Below are 19,235 nucleotides of genomic sequence, written 5' to 3'. Positions count from 1 at the left end.
TCCGTGGTGGCATCCACCAGCAGCGCGTCGTAGAACACGATCGACGTGTTGAGCGATATCGACGAGACGACGTAGATGACGAGAAACGCCATCGCGCCGGTCGGGATGCCCATCGCCACCGTGGCGACGGCGCCGATCGCGACCGTGGCCACGACGAACTTCTTCTTCATGCCCTGCATGTCGGCGATGCTGCCGAGGATGGGCATGAGAAGCGCGATCACGAGCGAGGCCACGGTCTCGCCGTAGCTCCATGCCACGAGGGCCGGGCCGTCCGCCAGCGACTTGAAGTAGATGGGAATGATGCTCGTCGCCAGGAGCACGAGGGCCGAGTTGCCCACGTCGTACATGATCCAGCTCTTCTCGGCCTTTGTGAACTTACTGTCTGCCATTGGCAATTTCCTCCCTTTTCATAGGTGACGAAAATTCTAGGGGAGGGGTGGCAAGGCCCGGGAAACGCTACCGTAAGCGGTGCGTAAAGTGACGCCCGCGTGCGGTTGCGGCCCTTATCAGTCCATATGTTATGGATTCACGTGCATTGCAGGCAGCCATCTGCGATACTTGACCCCGACACACGACCGGGGGCGGTGCGGCCGCCCTTGTTAGGAGAGTCTCGCATGCCCGCAATCATGACGCACGACTTCTTTGGCAAGGACGCCTACGCCGGCGTCGCGGAGAGTCGCGGATTCGTGACGATTCAGGAGAGGCAGGCGTTCCTCCTGGGCAACCAGGGGCCGGACCCGCTCTTCTACCTCGTTGCCGACCCGTTTGTGGGTGCGTCCAACCGCGTGGGCGGGCTCATGCACCACGCGCGCACGGCACGGCTCGTGGCGTCGCTGCGCGACGCGCTCACGATGCTGAGCCGCGAGGAGCGCCCGGTGGGCGAGGCGTATGCAGCGGGCTTCGTGTGCCACTACCTGCTGGACCGCGCGGTCCATCCGCTCGTGTACCACTACCAGTACGGCATCTGCGACGCGGGCGTGCCCGGACTCTCCCGCTCGGACGGCGACGAGGTGCACGCGGAGATCGAGCGCGACCTGGACGAGATGGTGCTCTTCTCGAAGACCGGCATGACGGTGCGCACGTTCAGGCCCTACCACGAGATCCTGCGCGCGGACGACGAGACGCTCGCCGTGATCGACAAGCTGTACTTCTACATGAACCTCTGGACGTACAGCAAGACGCTCGAGCTGGACTGCTACACGCATGCGGTGAAGTCGTTCCGCCTGGTGCAGCGCCTGTTCTACACGCCCAACCAGGGCAAGACGCGCGTGCTTGCGCCCATCGAGCTCAGGCTGGGGCACAGTCGCTACTCGCTGTACGCCGCGATGGCGCACCGCGACCGCGCCGCGCAGACCTCCGACTTCGACAATCGCGAGGGGCGCCCGTGGAGGAACCCGTTTGACGGGAGCGTCGGCACGGACGGCTTCTGGCAGCTCTACCAGCGCGCGCAGGACGAGGTCGCAGGCGCGTTGGACGCGTTCTTCTCGCTCGACTTCGACGAGGAGGCCGCGGAGGCGCTCACGGGGAACCTCAACTTCTCGGGTCAGCACGCGGACCCGGACGACCCGGAGGGCCCCTCGGAGCCCGGGGTGGGGGCGTAGGCCGTCTTGGTGAGCGAGGCCACGCACCATGTGATGCAGGCAAACAAGAGCAAGAACACCAAGCCAGAGCTCAAGGTGAGGCGGGCCCTGCGCGAGGCGGGCCTGGGCGGCTACCGCCTGCACTGGAAGAAGGCGCCGGGCAAGCCGGACATCTGCTACCCGGGCAGGCGCGTCGCCATCTTCGTGAACGGTTGCTTCTGGCACCGCTGCCCGCACTGCGCGCTGCCGCTGCCCAAGTCCAACGTGGAGTTCTGGACGCGGAAGTTCGAGCGCAACGTGAGCCGCGACGAGCGCGACGCGCTGCTTCTGGTGGAGGCGGGCTGGACCGTGCTCGTGGTGTGGGAGTGCCACCTCAAGAAGGACCGCTTCGAGGGCACCATGGCGGACCTGGTGCGGCAGGTGCGGCTGAGCGAGTCTCTGGGCAGGCGGGAGCGCGGCAGGTACGTGGAGGTCGGCGCGATAGACCCGTGGAAGCTCGCGGTGGCGCGCCGGCGTGCGCGCGGGCACCTGAGGCGCTAGACTGTTGACGACGGCGTGCGCCGCCGCGACGGGGAAGGACACTTGATGGCTACCTACGTGTTTTCGGACGTGCACGGGCACAGGGGGACGCTCGACCGGCTGCTCGAGCGCGTCTCGCCGTCGGACGACGACAGCCTGTTCATGCTCGGCGACATGATCGACCGCGGCCCGGACCCCGTGGGCGTGCTCAAGGTGTGCCGCGGCCTTTCGAACGCGACCGTGCTCATGGGCAACCACGAGGACCTGATGCTGAGCTTCCTGGAGGCCCCCGACGAGGGCATGAACCAGGTCAACTGGGAGATCAACGGCGGCATCAGCACGCGCGAGGGGCTGGCGGCGCTGCCGGAGGGCGAGAGGATCGACCTCCTGGACTGGGTGGCCTACCTCCCGCTGTACGCGTACACCTTTGTTGCCGGGCGCCCCTACGTGATGGTGCACGCGGGCGTGCGCCCCGGCGTCAAGTTCGAGCGCGGGGCGGGGCGCGACCCGGAGCGCGAGGGCGAGCCCGTGGTGGCCATGGGCTGGAGCGACGACGACCTGCGCGCGCTCCTGGCGGCGCAGAGCCCGGAGGACCTGCTGTGGATCCGCGAGGACTTCTGGGGCGCGCCCACCGGCCTCGTCAACGAGGCGGGGGAGGGGCCCATCGTGGTTGCGGGCCACACGCCCACGCCGTACCTGCGCGGCATGGCGGACCTCCCGGACCGGCTTCCCGAGGACGAGAACGGCCTCTGCCGCATGGTCAAGGTGGGCGCCCGCGCGGAGACCGGCGGCGTTGCCGACCGCTGGGACATCGACTGCGGAGCCGCGGGCGGCGCGGGCTTTGGCAACCTGCTCATGCTGCGGCTGGACGACGGGCTCGAGACGTACGAGCCCGTACGCGAGGGCGAGTGAGCCTGGGTGTGCGCACGGAGCCGCAGGCCGGCGGGCGTGCCCACGCGCGTGGACTCGCCGCTGGCGCCCGTGTTTGACGGGCAGAGCCGCGTGCTCATCCTGGGGACGATGCCGAGCCCCAAGTCGCGCGAGGTCGGCTACCACTACGGCAACCCGCAGAACCGCTTCTGGCGCGTGATGGCCGCACTCTGGGGAGAGGAGCCGCCCCGCGGGCGCGAGGCCTGCCGCGACCTGGCGCTGCGCCGCCACTTCGCGCTGGACGACGTGCTCGCGAGCTGCACGATTACGGGCGCGAGCGACGCCTCGATCAAGGACCCCGTCCCCAACGACCTGCGCGCTCGCGTGCTCGACCACGCTCCCATACGCGCGATCTTCTGCACGGGCGCCACGTCGCACCGCCTCTACACGCGGCTGATCGAGCCCACGCTGGGGATCGAGGCGACGCGCCTCCCCTCCACGAGCCCGGCAAACGCGAGCTGGAGCCTGGAGCGGCTGGTTGAGGCGTACCGCGTGATGCTAAGCTATCTGCAAGACTAGGCGAGAAGTGCCGCCCCCGCGCCAGAGGGCCGGCGCGGCGTGTGCGAGGGGTGCCGATGAGGCTTCGGGACATGATGGAACAGGGCGCGCGGGGCTTCGCCCTCGTGGGGGCGGACGCGGCCCCGCTCCTGCACGGCAGCGTGCGCACCAGCCCGGAGCTCGAAGGCTGGGTGAGGCCGTGGCGCTTCTCGGCCGAGCAGATGCGCGCCTTGGGCAGCTGCCAGGCGTGGCACCCGGGGCTTTACCGGCAGATGGCGCGCTCGACGGCGGGCATCTGCCTGGAGTTCGAGACGGACTCGTCCGAGGTCGCGATCGAGGTCGCGCTGGACGCGGAGCCCGTGGGCACGCGTGACGCCCTCAAGTACGTGGACGAGCGCCGGGGCCTGGAGCCGCGCATGCACGACGGCCTCTCGTGCGAGGTGGACGGGCGCCGGCTGGGCGTGCGCGTGCCGGCCCGGGACGACGACTACGTGGCCTTCACGCTGGACGACCCCGCGGAGGCGCCCGCGAGTGGCGTCATGCAGCTTCCCGGCATGGGCGACACGCACCACGTGCGCGTGTGGCTGCCGTGCCTGAGGGGCTGCGCCATCAGGTCCCTTGCGGGCAACGGCAGCTTCATCCGGCCCGTGGCGCGCCGCCGCAACCTGCTGGTGCTGGGCGACTCCATAGCACAGGGCTTCGTGTGCGACGACCCGGCCCTCGCGTGGCCCACGCTGCTCGCGGGGCGCCGCGGGCTCGACGTGGTGAACCAGGGCGTGGGTGGTCAGGTGTTCCAGCCCGGCACGCTCTATGGCCTGGCGCGCGCCATCGACCCCGCCGCCATCGTGGTGGAGCTGGGCGAGAACTACCGCTACGAGCCGTGCCGCGAGCACCTGGTGAGCCGCGACGTGCGCATGTACCTCTCCGAGGTGTCGCGCCTCTGGGGCGACGTCCCCACCTGGGTGCTCACGCCGCTGTGGCACGAGGAGGACGCCTACCCCTCCAACAAGATGAGCTGCTTCGAGGACGTGCCGGAGGTCATCCGCGCACAGGCCGAGCAGTTTGGGCAGATGCGCGTGGTGGACGGCGGGGGCCTGCTCGACCACGACGCGGCGCTATTGGCCGACGGCTACGAGCACCCCGGGGCCGAGGGCTGCGCGCAGGTAGCGCGGCGCCTGGAGCTCGCGATGGACGCCGGGGCCGAGCCAAAGGAGGAGCTGTCGAGAAGGGCGGCCGACCTTCTCGCCCGCGCGCCGCGCAGGACGATACCCATGACTGAGTGCCTTGCCAGGGGCCTTGGCGAGGTCACGCACGCCGAGGAGGGCATGGTCGCGATCGGCGCGGCGGGAGGCGTGCAGATGGCCTGGGGCCACGACGCCGTGCTGGCGCGCGACGTGGCGTCCGTGCTCATGCGGCATGCGCCCACGCTCTGCCTGGAGCCCGCAGTGGCCGACGACCTCCAGCGCGCGCTGGGGCTCGGTCGCAGGGAGGCCTGTCACGTGGCGTCGCTCAAGCCTGGCGCCCGCCCCAGGGTGCCCAAGGACCGGGTGATTCGCCCGCTGGGCGAGGGGGACCTCGCGGCCGTGCGCCAGAGGATGTCGCACCCGGAGCGCCAGAGCGACGAGCAGACGCTCGAGCTGCTGCGGCAAGGCCGCTACCTGGGCGGGTTCGACGATGACGCGAGGCTCGTCGCCTTCGTGGGCGAGGAGCCCTGGGGCGCGATGGGCATGCTCGAGGTCTTCCCGGAGCACCAGCGCCACGGCTGGGCGGCCGCCCTCACGGCCGCAAAGGCCGGCCAGCTGCTGGAGGAGGGGCGAACGCCGTGGTGCTGCGTGGGGGAGTCCGACGCGGCGGCGCTGCGCGTGCTGCGCAAGCTCGGCTTCACCGTGCTGCCCGCCACCGACGCGTGCTGGCTGCTCGACGCATAGCGGCCACCGCGACGCCGCATCCGTCACACAACGCACAGATTTGTGGAATGACGTCCGCCGTTTGCGGTAGGGTATGCGGTGCAAATTAGACCAGAGGGGTGTCACATGTCTATAACGCAGAACCTGGGCGAGGGGATCAACCGCATGGCGCCGCACATGCCGCTGCGCGTGTCGCCCGAGACCGAGGCGCGCATCAGGGACATGCGCAAGAGCGGCGCCATGAGCCACTACGCCTGCTCCAACGCGGCCGTCATCAGGCGCGACGTGGCGGAGCGCGACAACGACACCGTCATCCGCCCCGCGTTCGTGCGCGACATCGAGAAGATCGTGCACGCGCCCGCGTACAACCGCCTCAACGGCAAGACGCAGGTGTTCTCGTTCCGCCAGAACGACGACATCACCCGCCGCGGCCTGCACGAGCAGCTCGTCGGCAGGGTCGCGCGCGACATCGGGCGCGCCCTGGGGCTCAACCTCGACCTCATCGAGGCGATATCGCTCGGGCACGACCTCGGCCACACGCCGTTCGGCCACGCCGGCGAGCGCTTCCTGAACGACGTCTTCCACGAGCGCACGGGCAGGTGGTTCCGCCACAACGTGCAGAGCGTGCGCGTGCTCGACGTGCTGGACGGCCGCAACGTCTCGCTCCAGACGCTCGACGGCGTCATCTGCCACAACGGCGAGTTCGAGCGCCAGCGCTTCGAGACGAGCGGCCTCAACGACTTCGACACGTTCGACCGCGTGGTCGAGGGTTGCTGGGAGTCCGGCGACGAGGCCATATCGCACCTCAGGCCCATGACGCTCGAAGGCTGCGTCATGCGCATATCGGACATCATCGCGTACGTGGGCAAGGACCGCCAGGACGCCATCAGGGCGGGCCTCGCGGACGAGAAGAGCTTTGCGGACGGGCTCGGCGGCGCCTACAACGCGTGGGCGCTCTCCGCGTTCGTGACCGACGTGGTGGAGCAGAGCCTGGGCAAGCCCTACATCGCCATGAGCGAGGAGGGCTTTGCGGAGCTCGCGCGCGCGAAGCGCGAGAACTACGAGAAGATCTACGGCTCGGCCGAGGTCAACGGCGACTTCGCGGGCCCGGTGCGCGAGCTCTTCTCCAAGCTGTACGACCACGAGCTCGAGGCGCTCGAGACCGGGGCGGAGGATGCGGCCATCTTCAGGCACCACATCGACCCCATCGGCAGGCGCCTCTCGTACTACGGGCGCAGCTACGACTGGGAGTCCGACCCCGACCAGTGCGTGGTGGACTTCATCAGCGCCATGACGGACGACTACTTCGTGGCGACCTGCGAGGCCGTCTTCCCCGAGGCGCGGCAGATCTTCCCCAACCGCAGCTACTTCGACGGCGTGAGGCCGTAGGGGAGGGCGCATGGACAACCTGTTCTCGGGTCAGGAGCGGCGGCTCAGGCAGCAGATGGCACCGCTGGCCGCGCGCATGCGCCCGCAGTCGCTCGAGGAGTACGTGGGCCAGACGGAGGCCGTGGGCCCCGGCTCGTGGCTGCGCCGCGCCATCGAGCACGACACGCTGTCCTCGGTCATCCTGTACGGGCCCGCTGGCACGGGCAAGACGACGCTCGCCCGCATCATCGCCAACACCACGCATGCCGAGTTCGTGGAGGTCTCCGCCATCACGGGCACGGTCAAGGACCTGCGCCGCGAGGTGGACGCCGCCGAGAGGCGCCTGCTCACGGGCGGCCGGCGCACCATCCTCTTCGTGGACGAGATCCACCGCTTCAACCGCGCGCAGCAGGACGCGCTCCTGCACGCGGTCGAGGATCGCGTCGTGGTCCTGGTGGGCGCCACGACGGAGAACCCCTACTTCGAGGTCAACTCCGCGCTCATCAGCAGGTCGCGGGTCGTGGAGCTGTCGCCCCTGGACGACGACTCGATCCGCACCATCGTGCGCCGCGCGCTCGCGAGCGAGCGCGGCCTCGCGGGCAGGTTCTCCCTCGAGGACGACGCCCTGCAGGAGATCGTTACCATGGCCGGCGGCGACGCCCGCGCGGCGCTCACGTCGCTCGAGCTCGCGAGCCAGATGGCCACGCCCACCGCGGGCAAGGAGGACGGCCCCGCCAGCCCCGACGACGCGGCCAAGCTCGATGGGGCGGCCAGTGGCGACGCCGCGGGCGAGAAGGACGGGACCACGGCGTCCGCGGTCCCCATCGCGATCACGGTCGAGCACGTGCTCGAGGCCAACCCGCGGCACGGCCTTCCCTACGACAAGGCCGGCGACATGCACTACGACGTGATATCGGCCTTCATCAAGTCCATGCGCGGCAGCGACCCCGACGCCGCGCTCTACTGGCTCGCGCGCATGATCGACGCGGGGGAGGATCCCAAGTTCATCGCGCGCAGGATCATGATCCAGGCGTCCGAGGACGTCGGCAACGCCGACCCCCAGGCACTCCTCGTCGCGGAGGCCGCCTTCAGGGCCGCCGAGGTCATCGGCTATCCCGAGTGCCGCATCAACCTCGCGCAGGCGGCAATCTACGTCGCGCTCGCGCCCAAGTCCAACGCCGCGGAGGCCGGCATCGACGCCGCGCTCAAGGAGGTGCGCGTGGGCCCGCGCCGCGAGGTCCCCAGCTACCTTCGGGACCGCCACCGCCCCGGCTCCGAGAACTACGGCGAGTACCTCTACCCGCACGACTACCCGCTCGGCTGGGTCGAGCAGCGCTACCTGCCCGAGGGGCTCGAGCGCGGCGCGTTCTACAGGCCGAGCGGCCGCGGCTGGGAGTCGTGGCGCGTCGAGGCCAGCGCGCGCGACCGCCAGGACCTCGAGGACGCCGGTGGACGCGGGCGTGGCAAACCCAAGTCGAATGGGTAGAATCTAGGAAGTTCAAGCGAAGTTTTGGTAGGCGGGGCGTCCCGCAACCAAGGGAGAAGGGCAAGGCGATGGAGATGTCACCCCTGAGCATCCTGCTGATCGTGCTGGTCGCCGCGGGAATCTGGGCGCTCGTGGAACTCGCGCTCACCATCCGCAAGACGCGTGGCGCGGTGGACGAGGTCGCGCGCTCCGCGAACGAGACCATCGAGCAGGTCCAGCCCGTCATCGCGAAGCTCGACGGTGCCATGGACGACCTGCAGCCGAGCATAAAGCAGGTCGACCCCATGGTCGCGAAGGCGCAGGACGCGCTCGACGAGGCCAACGAGAGCCTGCGCAGGGTGAACGGCATCCTGGGCGACGTCTCGACGGTCTCCGGCACGGCCGCCGGCGTGACGGACGCGGTCAACCAGGTCACCACGGCCGCGGCGGACGGCGTGAGCCACGTCGTGTCCAAGCTCACGGGCGTGCCCCAGCAGCGCCCCAGCCACCTGCGCGGCGCGTCGGCCGACGGTGCCCGCGCGATCGCGGACGGCGCCCGCGACGACGCAGGCGACGCGACGGACTCCCGCGAGGAGGCCGCGCCCGCCGAGGAGGCCCCGCGCAACGCGGGCTACGTGACGTACGGCGAGCCCAAGGCTGCTGCGGATGACGGGCAGGACAACGGTGCGGACGCGGCGACTGACGGCGCGCCCGAGAAATAGGGAGAGTAACCACATGGCAGAGAAGAGCATCAGCCTCAGCGTTCCCGCCGAGGCGGAGTTCGCGCGCGTCGTTCGCATGACGGCCGCAAACCTCGCGGTGCTGTGCGACATGAACGTGGACGAGGTGGACGACCTGCGCATGGCGGCGGAGGAGGGCTTCGTCTACAGCTGCGCCACGGCGCCGGCGGAGTGCGACATCAGGTTCGGGCTCGCCCCGGACGAGGTGTCCATGGACTTCTCGCTCGGCAACCGCGACGCCAGCGAGGCGGAGGGCGCCGAGGACCTGAGCCTCGTGCAGCTGCTGCTCCAGGCGGTCTGCGACAGCTGCGACGTCACCGACGACAACACGCTCAGGCTCGTGAAGAAGATTGGTGGCGCCGATGCCCGCTAGCGACCAGACGCGCGCCACGCGCCCGCGCGGCCGGCTCTCGTCCCAGAGGGTGCCCAAGGGCAAGCTCGCGTGGGACAAGGACCGCACGAGGGAGCTCTTCCGCCGCTACAAGGAGAACGGTGACGAGGACGCCCGCGAGCAGCTGATCATGAGCCACCTCAACCTCGTCAGGTTCCTCGCGTCCAAGTTCAAGAACAGGGGAGAGCCCCTGGACGACCTGGTGCAGGTCGGCACGATCGGCCTCATCAAGGCGATCGACCGGTTCGACCTGTCCCGCGGCCTCGAGTTCACGACGTTCGCGACGCCCACCATCCTGGGCGAGATCAAGCGCCACTTCCGCGACAAGGGCTGGTCTGTCCGCGTGCCGCGCAGGCTCCAGGAGCTCTCGTCCAAGGTGAACCAGGTGACCGACGAGCTCACCAAGGACCTGCAGCGCTCGCCCTCCGTCGAGGAGATCGCGAAGGCGCTGGGCACCTCGGTGGACGAGGTCCTGGAGGCCATGGAGTCGTCGAGCGCGTACAGCTCCGTCCCCCTGGAGGGCACGGGCCAGGGCGACGATGACGACGCGCCCGCCGTCATCGACCACTACGCGACGGAGGACGAGGACCTGGCGGCCTCGGACGACCGGATGGTCATCGAGGACACGATCAAGGACTTCTCGCCCCGCGAGCAGGAGATCATCCGCATGCGCTTCATCGACGGACTCACGCAGGTCGAGATCGCGAAGAGGCTGGGAATCTCCCAGGTGCAGGTGTCGCGCCTCCTTCGCAGGACGCTCAAGAAGGTGCAGGAGAAGATCGACCCCGACGGGCTGATGCGCTGACGGGCGCGCGTGGAGGCATGGTGCTGCAGGGAGAGGAAAACCAGGAGGCGGGGCGGCCTGACAGGCTTGGTCGCGCCAAGGCCGTCGGCGTGAGGGCGTGGGCCTTCATAGGCGTCGCGATCGTGTTCGTGATCTGCGTGCGCGCGATGGGCTACGTCTGGCCTGCCGTGGAGCTCCTGCTCGCCGGCGTGATCATGGGGTTCGTCTGCAGCCCCCTCACGAACTTCCTCGAGGACCATGGGATGGGCAGGGCGCTCGGCGCCCTGCTGTCCGTCCTGGTGCTCATCGCGGTGATGGCCATCGTGATCGTCCTCCTGACCCCGCCCTTCGTGCAGCAGTTAGCCGACGTGCTGGGCAAGGTTCCCGCCTATGTCGAGAAGACCCGCGTGTCGCTCAACGATTTCTGGACACACTACGGCAACGCGGACACGAGGGGCGTGCAGCAGAGCGTCAACCAGCTCGTGAGCACGCTGTCCGGCATTGGCATCAAGATGTCGTCCCAGCTTGCGACGAAGCTCTCGACCGGCCTCGTGAGCAGCGCGTTCTCGTTCGTGAACGGGCTCGTCACCATGCTCCTCGGCCTCGTCCTCGCGTACTGGTTCGCGAAGGACTACCCAAAGATCGCGAGGGAGTTCAGCACGATCGCGGGACCGCGCCACGAGCAGGGATTCTCCGTCCTTCTCGCCGTCATGAGCAGGTCTATGGGCGGCTACATGCGCGGCATCGTGATCACGTCCGTGTTCGACGGCGTGGTCACGCTCGTGTTCCTTACGCTGGCCGGGCACCCCTACGCGGGGCTCTCGGCCATCCTGGTCGGGTTCCTGCACTTCATCCCCGTAATCGGCGAGTGGGTCGCCGTCGCGTTCGCCGTGCTCGTGGCCCTCTTCGACAACCCGATGCTCGCGCTCGCGACGCTCGTGGGGTCCATCGTCATCCAGAACGTGACGGACAACGTGGTGTCGCCGCTCGTCATGCGCTCCGCGGTCAAGATCCACCCGGCGCTGTCGCTTCTGGGCCTCATCATCGGCAACTGCCTGGGAGGCATCCTGGGCATGGTGCTTGCGGTGCCCCTGACCGCGGCGATCAAGAGCGTCTTCGTGTACTACTTCGAGACCAGCAGCGGCCGCAGGCTCGTGTCCTACGACGGTGCCATCTTCCAGGGGACGCCGTTCCACGACGAGAGGGGGCAGATCGAGCCCGCCTTCGACGCGCTGGACGACGACAGCTTCTTCGAGGGCTCGAGGCTCGTGGACGCCACGGGTGCCAAGTCGCCCGTAGCGGACGAGCCTCCCAAGGGCCGCAGGGGCCGCGTGTCCGACCTCGTGCTTCGCGCCGCCAGGCGCCTCGATTCCGGCGGGCGCCATGGCGGCGACCGTGCGCATGATGAGGAGAAGGGCGACTGAGCCGCGTTGCACGTTTGCAACAGACCAGCCAAATCGTAGTATTATTCGCTAGCGGAACTATGCCGACGAGGCCGCTCCGTGCGGCCATTCACAAGGAGAACCATGAGCACTGCTGATTACAAGACCATGACTACCGCGGAGATCCGCGAGGACTTCCTCAAGTTCTTCGAGGGCAAGGGCTGCAAGCTCTACCCGTCCTCTTCCCTCATCCCGGAGGACCCGTCGCTCCTTCTCGCGAACGCCGGCATGAACCAGTTCAAGGAGTACTACCAGGGCACGAAGACCATGAAGGAGATCGGCGCGACCTCCTGCCAGAAGTGCCTGCGCACCAATGACATCGACAACATCGGCGACGCGCGCCACCTGTCGTTCTTCGAGATGCTCGGCAACTTCAGCTTTGGCGGCTACACCAAGGCCGACGCCATCGCCTGGGCGTGGGAGTTCATCACGAGCCCCGAGCACCTGGGCCTTCCCAAGGACCGCCTGTACATGACGGTGTTCGAGGACGACGACGAGGCCGTCGAGCTGTGGCACTCCCACGGCGTGGAGTACGACCACATCAGCCGCCTCGGCGCCGACGACAACTTCTGGGCAGCCGGCCCGACCGGCCCCTGCGGCCCCTGCTCCGAGATCTACTTCGACCAGGGCCCCGAGTTCGAGGGCGAGAAGCCCGGTGACGACGGCGACCGCTACCTCGAGTTCTGGAACCTCGTCTTCACGCAGTACGACCGCCAGGAGGACGGCTCCATGCCGGACCTCCCGCACCGCAACATCGACACGGGCATGGGCCTCGAGCGCATGGCCGCCATCATGCAGCACAAGGGCTCCAACTACGAGGGCGACGTCATGACCTCCCTCATCAAGCTGGGCGAGAGCCTCTCCGGCAAGGAGTACCACGGCAGCTCCAAGGAGCCGCAGGACAAGAGCCTGCGCATCCTGGCCGACCACTCCCGCGCCGTCACGTTCATGATCGGCGACGGCATCCTGCCCTCCAACGAGGGCCGCGGCTACGTGCTGCGCCGCCTGCTCCGCCGCGCCGTCTACCACGGCAGGCTCCTTGGCATCGAGGGCGCCTTCCTCACCAAGTACGCGCACGAGGTCGAGCGCATCATGGGCGAGCACTACTCCGAGATCGTCACGAACAAGGCGCTCATCGACGGTATCATCACCGCCGAGGAGGAGCGCTTCGGCGCGACGCTCAACGCCGGCGAGGCCATGCTCGGCGACGAGCTCGACAAGCTGGCCGAGGGCGCGGTCCTTCCCGGCGAGGTCGCCTTCAAGCTGCACGACACCTACGGCTTCCCCATCGACCTCACGCGCGAGATTGCCGAGAGCCGCGGCCACAAGGTCGACATGGAGGCCTTCGACCGCGAGATGGACGCCCAGAAGGAGCGTGCGCGCGCCACGGCCAACCGCGACGCCTGGGGCAAGGCCAACAACGTGTGGGCGGCGCTCTCCGACCGCCTCTCCGCGTCCGAGTTCGCGGGCTACGACTCCGACGTGCTCGACGGCTGCGAGGTCGTCGCGCTCGTGAGGGACGGCGAGGAGGTCAAGGACGCCCACGAGGGCGAGAAGGTCGAGGTCGTGCTCGACAGGACAACCTTCTACGGCGAGATGGGCGGCCAGGTGGGAGACACCGGCAGGCTCACGGCCGAGGGCGTGGAGCTCCGCGTCGAGGACACCAAGCACCGCGAGGGCGGCTTCATCGCGCACGAGTGCGAGGTCGTGAAGGGCACCGTCGCCGTGGGCGACAGGGTGGAGGCTTCCGTCGACCACGGGCGCCGCGAGCTCATCCGTCGCAACCACACGGCCACGCACCTGCTCGACGCCGCGCTCAAGGCGGTCCTGGGCGAGCACGTGAGCCAGGCCGGCTCGCTCGTCGCCCCCGACAGGCTGCGCTTCGACTTCACGCACTTCGAGTCCGTCACCGCTGACGAGCTCTCCCGCATCGAGGGCCTGGTCAACGCCGAGATCTTCGCAGCCAAGCCCATCGTGACCAAGGTCATGGGCCTCGAGGAGGCCAAGGCCTCCGGCGCCGTGGCGCTCTTTGGCGAGAAGTACGGAGACGTCGTGCGCGTGGTCTCCGTCGGAACCGAGGACAAGCCCTTCTCGCGCGAGCTCTGCGGCGGCACGCATGCCCGCAACACTGCCGAGCTCGGTTTCTTCAAGATCGTGAGCGAGAGTTCCGTCGGCTCCAACTCGCGCCGCATCGAGGCCGTCACCTCCGCCGGCGCGCTGGAGTACGTGGACGAGCTCCTGGCCGAGATGGACGAGGTCGCCTCCGCGCTCAAGTGCCGTCCCGCGGACGTGCTCGCCCGCGTGGAGCAGCTCAAGGACGAGCGCGCCGAGGCCGAGAAGAAGCTCAAGGCCGCACTCGTGGGCGGCTCCTCCAACCAGGTCGCGGACGCGCTCAAGGGCGCGAGCGACATGGGCGCCTACAAGCTCGTGGTCGCGCACCTCAAGGGAATCTCCGGCAAGGAGCTCCGCAACGTGTGGGACACCCTGCGCGACAAGATCGGCGCGGACTGCGCCTGCGTGCTCGCGTCCGAGGCCGACGGCAAGGTGGCGCTGCTCGCCGCGGCGACCGACGGCGCCGTGTCCGCGGGCTTCTCCGCCGGCAACGTGGTGAAGGAGATCTCCGGCCTCGTCGGCGGCAGGGGCGGCGGCAGGCCGACCATGGCGCAGGCGGGCGGCAAGGACGCCTCCGGCATCGATGCCGCGCTCGACGCCGCCAAGAAGCTCCTCGGGGCGTAGGGGGCGCGCGTGAGGGCGCTCGCGCTCGACATAGGCGAGGTGCGCATCGGCATCGCCGCAAGCGACGCCTCGGGCACCATCGCCGTGCCCGTTAAGGTGCTTCCCGCCGCGGAGGTGCTCCAGAACGCGAGGACGTTCAGGAACATCGTGCAGGACCACGAGCCGGACGTGCTCGTGTGCGGGCGCCCCAAGACGCTTGCGGGCGAGGACGGCCCACAGGCGGAGAAGATCATGGCCCAGGCCAGAAAGATTGCAGATGCCTGCGGGCTTCCTCTGGAGTTTGAGGACGAGAGGCTCTCGTCCCAGGAGGCCAAGCGTATCCTGAGGGAACAGGGACTGAGCGAGAAGAGCATGCGCGGCCGGGTCGACATGGTGGCCGCGTCGCTCTTCCTGCAGACTTGGCTCGATGCCCATAGGGGGTAGCTCACACATGTCTGACAGCAGTGCAAGGCGGGGCGCCCACTTCGCGAGGGGCGGCTCTAACGGACCGTCGGGCTCCGTCCCCGCGGGCCGCAGGCAGGCGGCCGGGGTCGGCGGAGCGCGTCCCTTCCGCCCCATGCAGGGCCGGGCCTCCCAGGGCGCCGCCGGCAGGCAGCCGGCAACAAGGGCGCAGCGTCGCCAGGCGCAGGCCGCGCCCATGGGAAGGCGCCAGCCCATATCGCGCGCGGGTGCCCAGCGCATGCGCTCGGCCAACGGGCCGCAGATGTCGTCGCGCACCACGCAGACCACGCGCAGGGCCAGGGGCTCCGCGGGCGGCAAGCACGACAGGAAGCCGGACAGGCGCAAGAGCCGCAGGAGGGTGCTGCCCTTCGTGCTGATCGCCGTCGCGATCGTGGCCATAGCGGGCGTGCTCGTGGTGCCGCGGCTCATGGGCTCGAGCAAGACCAAGGCCACCAAGGCCGGCCAGAGCGTCACGGTGAACATCCCCGAGGGTTCCGGCGGCAGCGCCATCGCGAAGATTCTGCTCGACGCGGGCGTCATCAGCGACGAGCAGACCTTCACGACCGAGGTCAAGCGGCAGAACGCCGACTCGAGCATGAAGAGCGGCACGTACAACCTCACGACGGGCGAGGACGTGTCCGAGGTGGTGAGCCGGCTCGTGACGGGGCCCAACTCCTCAAAGGGCACGGTGACCGTGTCCGAGGGCCTCACGGTCAAGAAGACGGCCGAGCTCGTGGAGAGCTCGCTCGGCATAAAGGCGAGCGACTTCGAGGCGCAGGCAAAGGCGAGCAACTACTCGGACAAGTACGCGTTTCTCGCCAACGTGCAGAACGACTCGCTCGAGGGCTTCCTGTACCCCCAGAAGTACGACTTCGGGAGCGTGAAGAACCTCACGGCGGACAAGGTCATCACGGCTATGCTCGACGCGTACCAGAAGAACGTGGCATCGCTCGACTTCGCGACGGCCGAGGCCAACATCAAGAGCACGTACGGGCTCAGCGTGTCAGACTACGACGTGCTGAAGCTCGCCTCGATCATCGAGCGCGAGGCCGTGAGCGACGACGACCGCCCCAAGGTCGCCTCCGTGTTCTACAACCGCCTGCAGAAGGACATGCCGCTCCAGAGCGACGCGACCATGGCGTACGTGACGGGCGGGGAGGTGACGGCGGACGACCTCAAGCAGTCGAGCCCCTACAACACCTACCTCAACAAGGGGCTCCCGCCCACGCCCATCTGCACTCCGAGCATCAAGTCCATCCAGGCGGCGCTCTCGCCCGCTAAGACCAACTACTACTACTTCCTCATCATCGAGAACGGCAGCTACTCCAACCACACGTTCTCGGAGACCTACGAGCAGCACGAGCAGGCCATCGCGAAGGCGAAGTCCGACCAGGGCAAGAGCGGCTCGGACTCGAGCAAGAGCAGCAGCTAAGATGTCGATCCTCGAGGCCGACCGCTACTTTGGCAGCGTGGACGAGATACCCCTGGCCCTGCTCGCGGACTGGGGCACGAGGGCCGTTCTTCTCGACCGCGACAACACGTGCTTCCCGCGGAGCACGTGGCAGGTGCCGCAGGAGATCCGCGACTGGGTGGACGCCGTGCGCGCCGCCGGCATAGCAACGTGCATGATATCGAACAACTTCCACGGGGGAGAAGTGCGCGCGTCCGCGGCCGAGCTGGGCATGGACTGCGTACACCACGCCATGAAGCCCGCGCCGTTTGCCGTGGACGTGGCCCTGACGAGGCTGGGCGTGCCGCGCGAGCAGGCGGTCCTCGTGGGTGACCAGGTCTTCACGGACATGCTTGCCGGCAACCTCGCGGGCGTGCGAACCATCCTCGTGAGGCCGCAGTCGAGGCGCGACCTCTGGTACACGCAGCTCTTCAGGCTCGGGGAGCGCGTCGTGCTGAGGGGAAAGACCTATGAGGACGGTCGCTGAGGGCCGAGCCGTCGTCCCGGGATGCTAGAATCGTCTCGAAAAGCAGACGATGGCATTGGGTCTTAAATGGAACAGAGCGACACGGGGTACGTGGTCCACGAGGGCTGCGACCACATATTTTTTGTTGGGTTCCTGGGTGCGGGCAAGTCGACGCTCGCGCGGAACCTGGGAAGCCTCTTCAACAGGGACTTTGTCGACACGGACCGGCTCGTTGAGCGGCTGTGCGGCAAGTCCGTGTGCCAGATCTTCGAGAGCGAGGGCGAGCCGCGCTTCCGCGAGCTCGAGGCGCAGGTGCTCGAGGGGCTCCGAGGCAGGAAGTCCCTGCTCGTGAGCTGCGGCGGGGGCATCGTGGAGGGCGCGCGGAGCTGTGAGCTCATGCACCAGATGGGCACGGTGGTCTTTCTGGACGGCGACGTTGAGGACTCCCTGCGGCAGATCCAGCACCCCGAGATCCGTCCCGACTTCAAGGACGAGGGGTGCGCGAGGCGCCTGTACCGTGCGCGCCGGCCGCTCTACGAGCGCGAGGCCGACATCACGATCGACATCAGGAACAAGACATTCAAGCAGGTGGCGTCCGAGGCGGGCCAGCTGCTGTGGGAGAAGGGCCTGCTATGAGTGACGAAGGCGAGAGGTACGAGGACGTGGCGCGCCAGTGGGTGAGCGCACCCGGGGGGTCGTGCGACGTGCGCTATGGCACGGACGTGGTCGAGACCATGGGCAAGCTCCTGAAGTCTGCCGTGGGCAGGACCCACCTGTGTGCCTACGTTGTGGGGGAGGGGTGGACCCGGACCTCGAGGAGCGCATCAGGCGCCAGCTCACGGACGGCGGCTTCCGGGTGCGGAGGATGTCCGCGCCGGCCGGCCCCGTGGCGAGGACCCTGCCCGCGCTGACCGACGCGCTCGAGAACCTTGCCGACGCGGGCATCACGGCCGACGACCTGGTGCTGGGCGTGGGCGACGTGGACACGCTGTCCATGCTCGCGCACGCGTGCGGCATGTGGTGCGGGCGCGTGCCGTTCGCGGCGGTGCCGCTCGACCTGGACGCCATGGTCGAGGTCCCCACGACCCCAAGGATGCTCGACGTCAGTGGCGTGAGCCAGATCGCCGGCATCTCCACCTACGCAAAGTACCTGCTCTGCGACCCAGGCGTCATGGACCTCTCGCCCGATGCGGAGACGTCGCGGCTCGGTCGCGCGCTCATGGTGGCCTCGGCCATCGCCGAGAACGAGGACACGTTCGAGGCGCTGTGGAACAAGGCCGACGCCGTGATGACGGGCGGCGACGCGGACGTGATCGACGCGGCGCTCGACACGCTCAAGTCGCGCGGGCACCTCGTGTCGTCCACGTCGCTCTCGTCCCGGAACTCGCTGCTCTACGGCCGTACGTTCGCCCGCGCGCTCGACGCGCTGACGGGCGGCACCGTCCCCGCGTCCACCAGGCTGGGGGAGGCCATGCGCTTTGCCGCCAGGGTCTCGGCCAGCCTCGACGCCATGGACGTGGACGACGTGCTCATGCAGGACGAGCTGCTCGACACCCTGGGCATAGGCGAGTTCGAGGGCGAGGTGGACCCTGCCGAGCTGCTGGCCGCGATGAAGGCGGACCGCTTCTCTCGCTCGACGCGCTTCCACCTGTGCCTGCCGCACTCCATCGGCCGCCTGCGCATGACGGTGGTGGAGGACGAGCTCATGATGGAGAACCTCACCGCATGGTGCGAGGCGCACGCCCCCGAGCGCGACTAGCCTGGCGCACCCATCGATCTGGCATCAACCGACACACACATACGATTGGAGAAGAACGGGAATGGCAGACACCAAGGCATGCCTCAGGCGCGTGGAGAGGCTTCGCGCGCTCATGGCGGATCGCGGCTACGACGCCGTCATTATCAGGAACAACCCGGACCTGCGCTGGCTCACCGGCGCCGAGCGCACCTTCGACGACGAGACGGCGCACACGGCCTTCGTCACGGCCGACGGACTCTGGCTGCACACTGACTCGCGCTACTACGGCACGTTCCTGGAGCGCATGGGCGAGGACAGCGGCTGGACCATCGACATGGACATCGTGAGCCCCGCCTGGTGGGCGGCGCATCGCGTGCTCGCCACCAAGAGCCGCGTCGTCGGCGTGGAGGACTCGCTCGACCTCGCGTTCTTCGACGCGTTCAGGCAGGAGTGCAACAAGGCCTCCGTCGACTGCCTCAACCCGCGCATGCACGACGACATCGCCGACAAGCTGCGCGTCGTGAAGGACGAGGAGGAGCTGGCCCTCATGCGCCGCGCGCAGGAGATCACGGACGACGCCTACGACCACATCTGCGGCTACATCAAGCCCGGCATGACCGAGCAGCAGATCAGGGTCGAGCTCGAGACCTACATGCTCACCCATGGCGCGGACTCGATCTCGTTCGACAGCATCATAGCGAGCGGCCCCAACGGCGCCAACCCGCACGCGCAGCCCGGCGAGCGCAAGGTCCAGAAGGGCGACATGATCGTCATGGACTA

The 19,235-nt window shown here is 68.6% G+C and carries 18 protein-coding genes and 1 pseudogene; 18 read left to right on the top strand and 1 reads right to left on the bottom strand.

The genetic code is table 11. The annotated features are described in order from the left end of the window. Positions 1 to 389: pseudogene (locus ACI38Z_RS03245) on the bottom strand (MFS transporter); the annotation flags it as partial. 225 nt (positions 390 to 614) lie between these two features. Between ACI38Z_RS03245 and ACI38Z_RS03240 the strand changes: the two are divergent. From ACI38Z_RS03240 to ACI38Z_RS03155, 18 genes are all read left to right on the top strand, one after another. Next, positions 615 to 1,601, top strand: coding sequence for a hypothetical protein (locus tag ACI38Z_RS03240; RefSeq protein WP_439788751.1), 987 nt, complete (start codon positions 615 to 617; stop codon positions 1,599 to 1,601). Positions 1,602 to 1,610: 9 nt separating this feature from the next. Next, complete coding sequence (locus ACI38Z_RS03235; RefSeq protein ID WP_439788750.1) at positions 1,611 to 2,120, top strand: very short patch repair endonuclease; 510 nt, start codon at positions 1,611 to 1,613, stop codon at positions 2,118 to 2,120. A 45-nt stretch (positions 2,121 to 2,165) separates the two neighbouring features. Further along, positions 2,166 to 3,011 carry a metallophosphoesterase family protein gene (locus tag ACI38Z_RS03230; protein ID WP_439788749.1) on the top strand — a complete coding sequence of 282 codons (846 nt, stop codon included), beginning with the start codon at positions 2,166 to 2,168 and terminating at the stop codon, positions 3,009 to 3,011. A gap of 6 nt (positions 3,012 to 3,017) precedes the next feature. Continuing rightward, complete coding sequence (locus ACI38Z_RS03225; RefSeq protein ID WP_439788748.1) at positions 3,018 to 3,548, top strand: DNA-deoxyinosine glycosylase; 531 nt, start codon at positions 3,018 to 3,020, stop codon at positions 3,546 to 3,548. 56 nt (positions 3,549 to 3,604) lie between these two features. Further along, positions 3,605 to 5,455: an SGNH/GDSL hydrolase family protein gene (locus ACI38Z_RS03220; protein ID WP_439788747.1), complete on the top strand. Its 1,851-nt coding sequence runs from the start codon at positions 3,605 to 3,607 to the stop codon at positions 5,453 to 5,455. A gap of 105 nt (positions 5,456 to 5,560) precedes the next feature. Then, complete coding sequence (locus ACI38Z_RS03215) at positions 5,561 to 6,823, top strand: deoxyguanosinetriphosphate triphosphohydrolase family protein (protein ID WP_439788746.1); 1,263 nt, start codon at positions 5,561 to 5,563, stop codon at positions 6,821 to 6,823. A 10-nt stretch (positions 6,824 to 6,833) separates the two neighbouring features. Further along, positions 6,834 to 8,288 (top strand): replication-associated recombination protein A, encoded by a 1,455-nt coding sequence (locus ACI38Z_RS03210; RefSeq protein ID WP_439788745.1) that lies wholly within the window; start codon positions 6,834 to 6,836, stop codon positions 8,286 to 8,288. 68 nt (positions 8,289 to 8,356) lie between these two features. Continuing rightward, positions 8,357 to 8,989 carry a hypothetical protein gene (locus ACI38Z_RS03205; RefSeq protein ID WP_439788744.1) on the top strand — a complete coding sequence of 211 codons (633 nt, stop codon included), beginning with the start codon at positions 8,357 to 8,359 and terminating at the stop codon, positions 8,987 to 8,989. A 13-nt stretch (positions 8,990 to 9,002) separates the two neighbouring features. Next, entirely contained in the window at positions 9,003 to 9,380 is a 378-nt protein-coding gene (locus ACI38Z_RS03200) for an ATP-binding protein (RefSeq protein WP_439788743.1), read from the top strand. Next, complete coding sequence (locus tag ACI38Z_RS03195) at positions 9,370 to 10,203, top strand: RNA polymerase sigma factor SigF (protein WP_439788742.1); 834 nt, start codon at positions 9,370 to 9,372, stop codon at positions 10,201 to 10,203. Before ACI38Z_RS03200 ends, ACI38Z_RS03195 begins: the two co-directional genes overlap by 11 nt. Before the next feature lie 17 nt (positions 10,204 to 10,220). Then, positions 10,221 to 11,606, top strand: a complete 1,386-nt coding sequence (locus tag ACI38Z_RS03190; RefSeq protein ID WP_439788741.1) for an AI-2E family transporter — start codon at positions 10,221 to 10,223, stop codon at positions 11,604 to 11,606. 102 nt (positions 11,607 to 11,708) lie between these two features. Beyond that, positions 11,709 to 14,360: an alanine--tRNA ligase gene (gene alaS, locus ACI38Z_RS03185; RefSeq protein ID WP_439788740.1), complete on the top strand. Its 2,652-nt coding sequence runs from the start codon at positions 11,709 to 11,711 to the stop codon at positions 14,358 to 14,360. A gap of 9 nt (positions 14,361 to 14,369) precedes the next feature. Continuing rightward, positions 14,370 to 14,783 (top strand): Holliday junction resolvase RuvX, encoded by a 414-nt coding sequence (ruvX, locus tag ACI38Z_RS03180; protein WP_439788739.1) that lies wholly within the window; start codon positions 14,370 to 14,372, stop codon positions 14,781 to 14,783. A gap of 7 nt (positions 14,784 to 14,790) precedes the next feature. Further along, complete coding sequence (mltG, locus tag ACI38Z_RS03175; RefSeq protein WP_439788738.1) at positions 14,791 to 16,233, top strand: endolytic transglycosylase MltG; 1,443 nt, start codon at positions 14,791 to 14,793, stop codon at positions 16,231 to 16,233. 1 nt (position 16,234) lies between these two features. Then, positions 16,235 to 16,738, top strand: a complete 504-nt coding sequence (locus ACI38Z_RS03170; RefSeq protein ID WP_439788737.1) for a YqeG family HAD IIIA-type phosphatase — start codon at positions 16,235 to 16,237, stop codon at positions 16,736 to 16,738. Between the two features lie 66 nt (positions 16,739 to 16,804). Further along, complete coding sequence (locus ACI38Z_RS03165) at positions 16,805 to 17,353, top strand: shikimate kinase (RefSeq protein ID WP_439788736.1); 549 nt, start codon at positions 16,805 to 16,807, stop codon at positions 17,351 to 17,353. 163 nt (positions 17,354 to 17,516) lie between these two features. Further along, a complete protein-coding gene (locus tag ACI38Z_RS03160) occupies positions 17,517 to 18,476 on the top strand; it encodes a 3-dehydroquinate synthase (protein ID WP_439788735.1) in 960 nt (319 codons plus the stop codon). A 61-nt stretch (positions 18,477 to 18,537) separates the two neighbouring features. Then, on the top strand, positions 18,538 to 19,235 hold a 698-nt coding region (locus ACI38Z_RS03155; RefSeq protein ID WP_439788734.1), incomplete at its 3' end, for a M24 family metallopeptidase.

The sequence above is a fragment of the Parafannyhessea sp. genome (assembly GCF_051876455.1).
Classification (GTDB): domain Bacteria; phylum Actinomycetota; class Coriobacteriia; order Coriobacteriales; family Atopobiaceae; genus Parafannyhessea.
The sequence above is the reverse complement of the archived record's forward strand: the minus strand, read 5'-3'. Positions and strand labels throughout refer to the sequence as shown.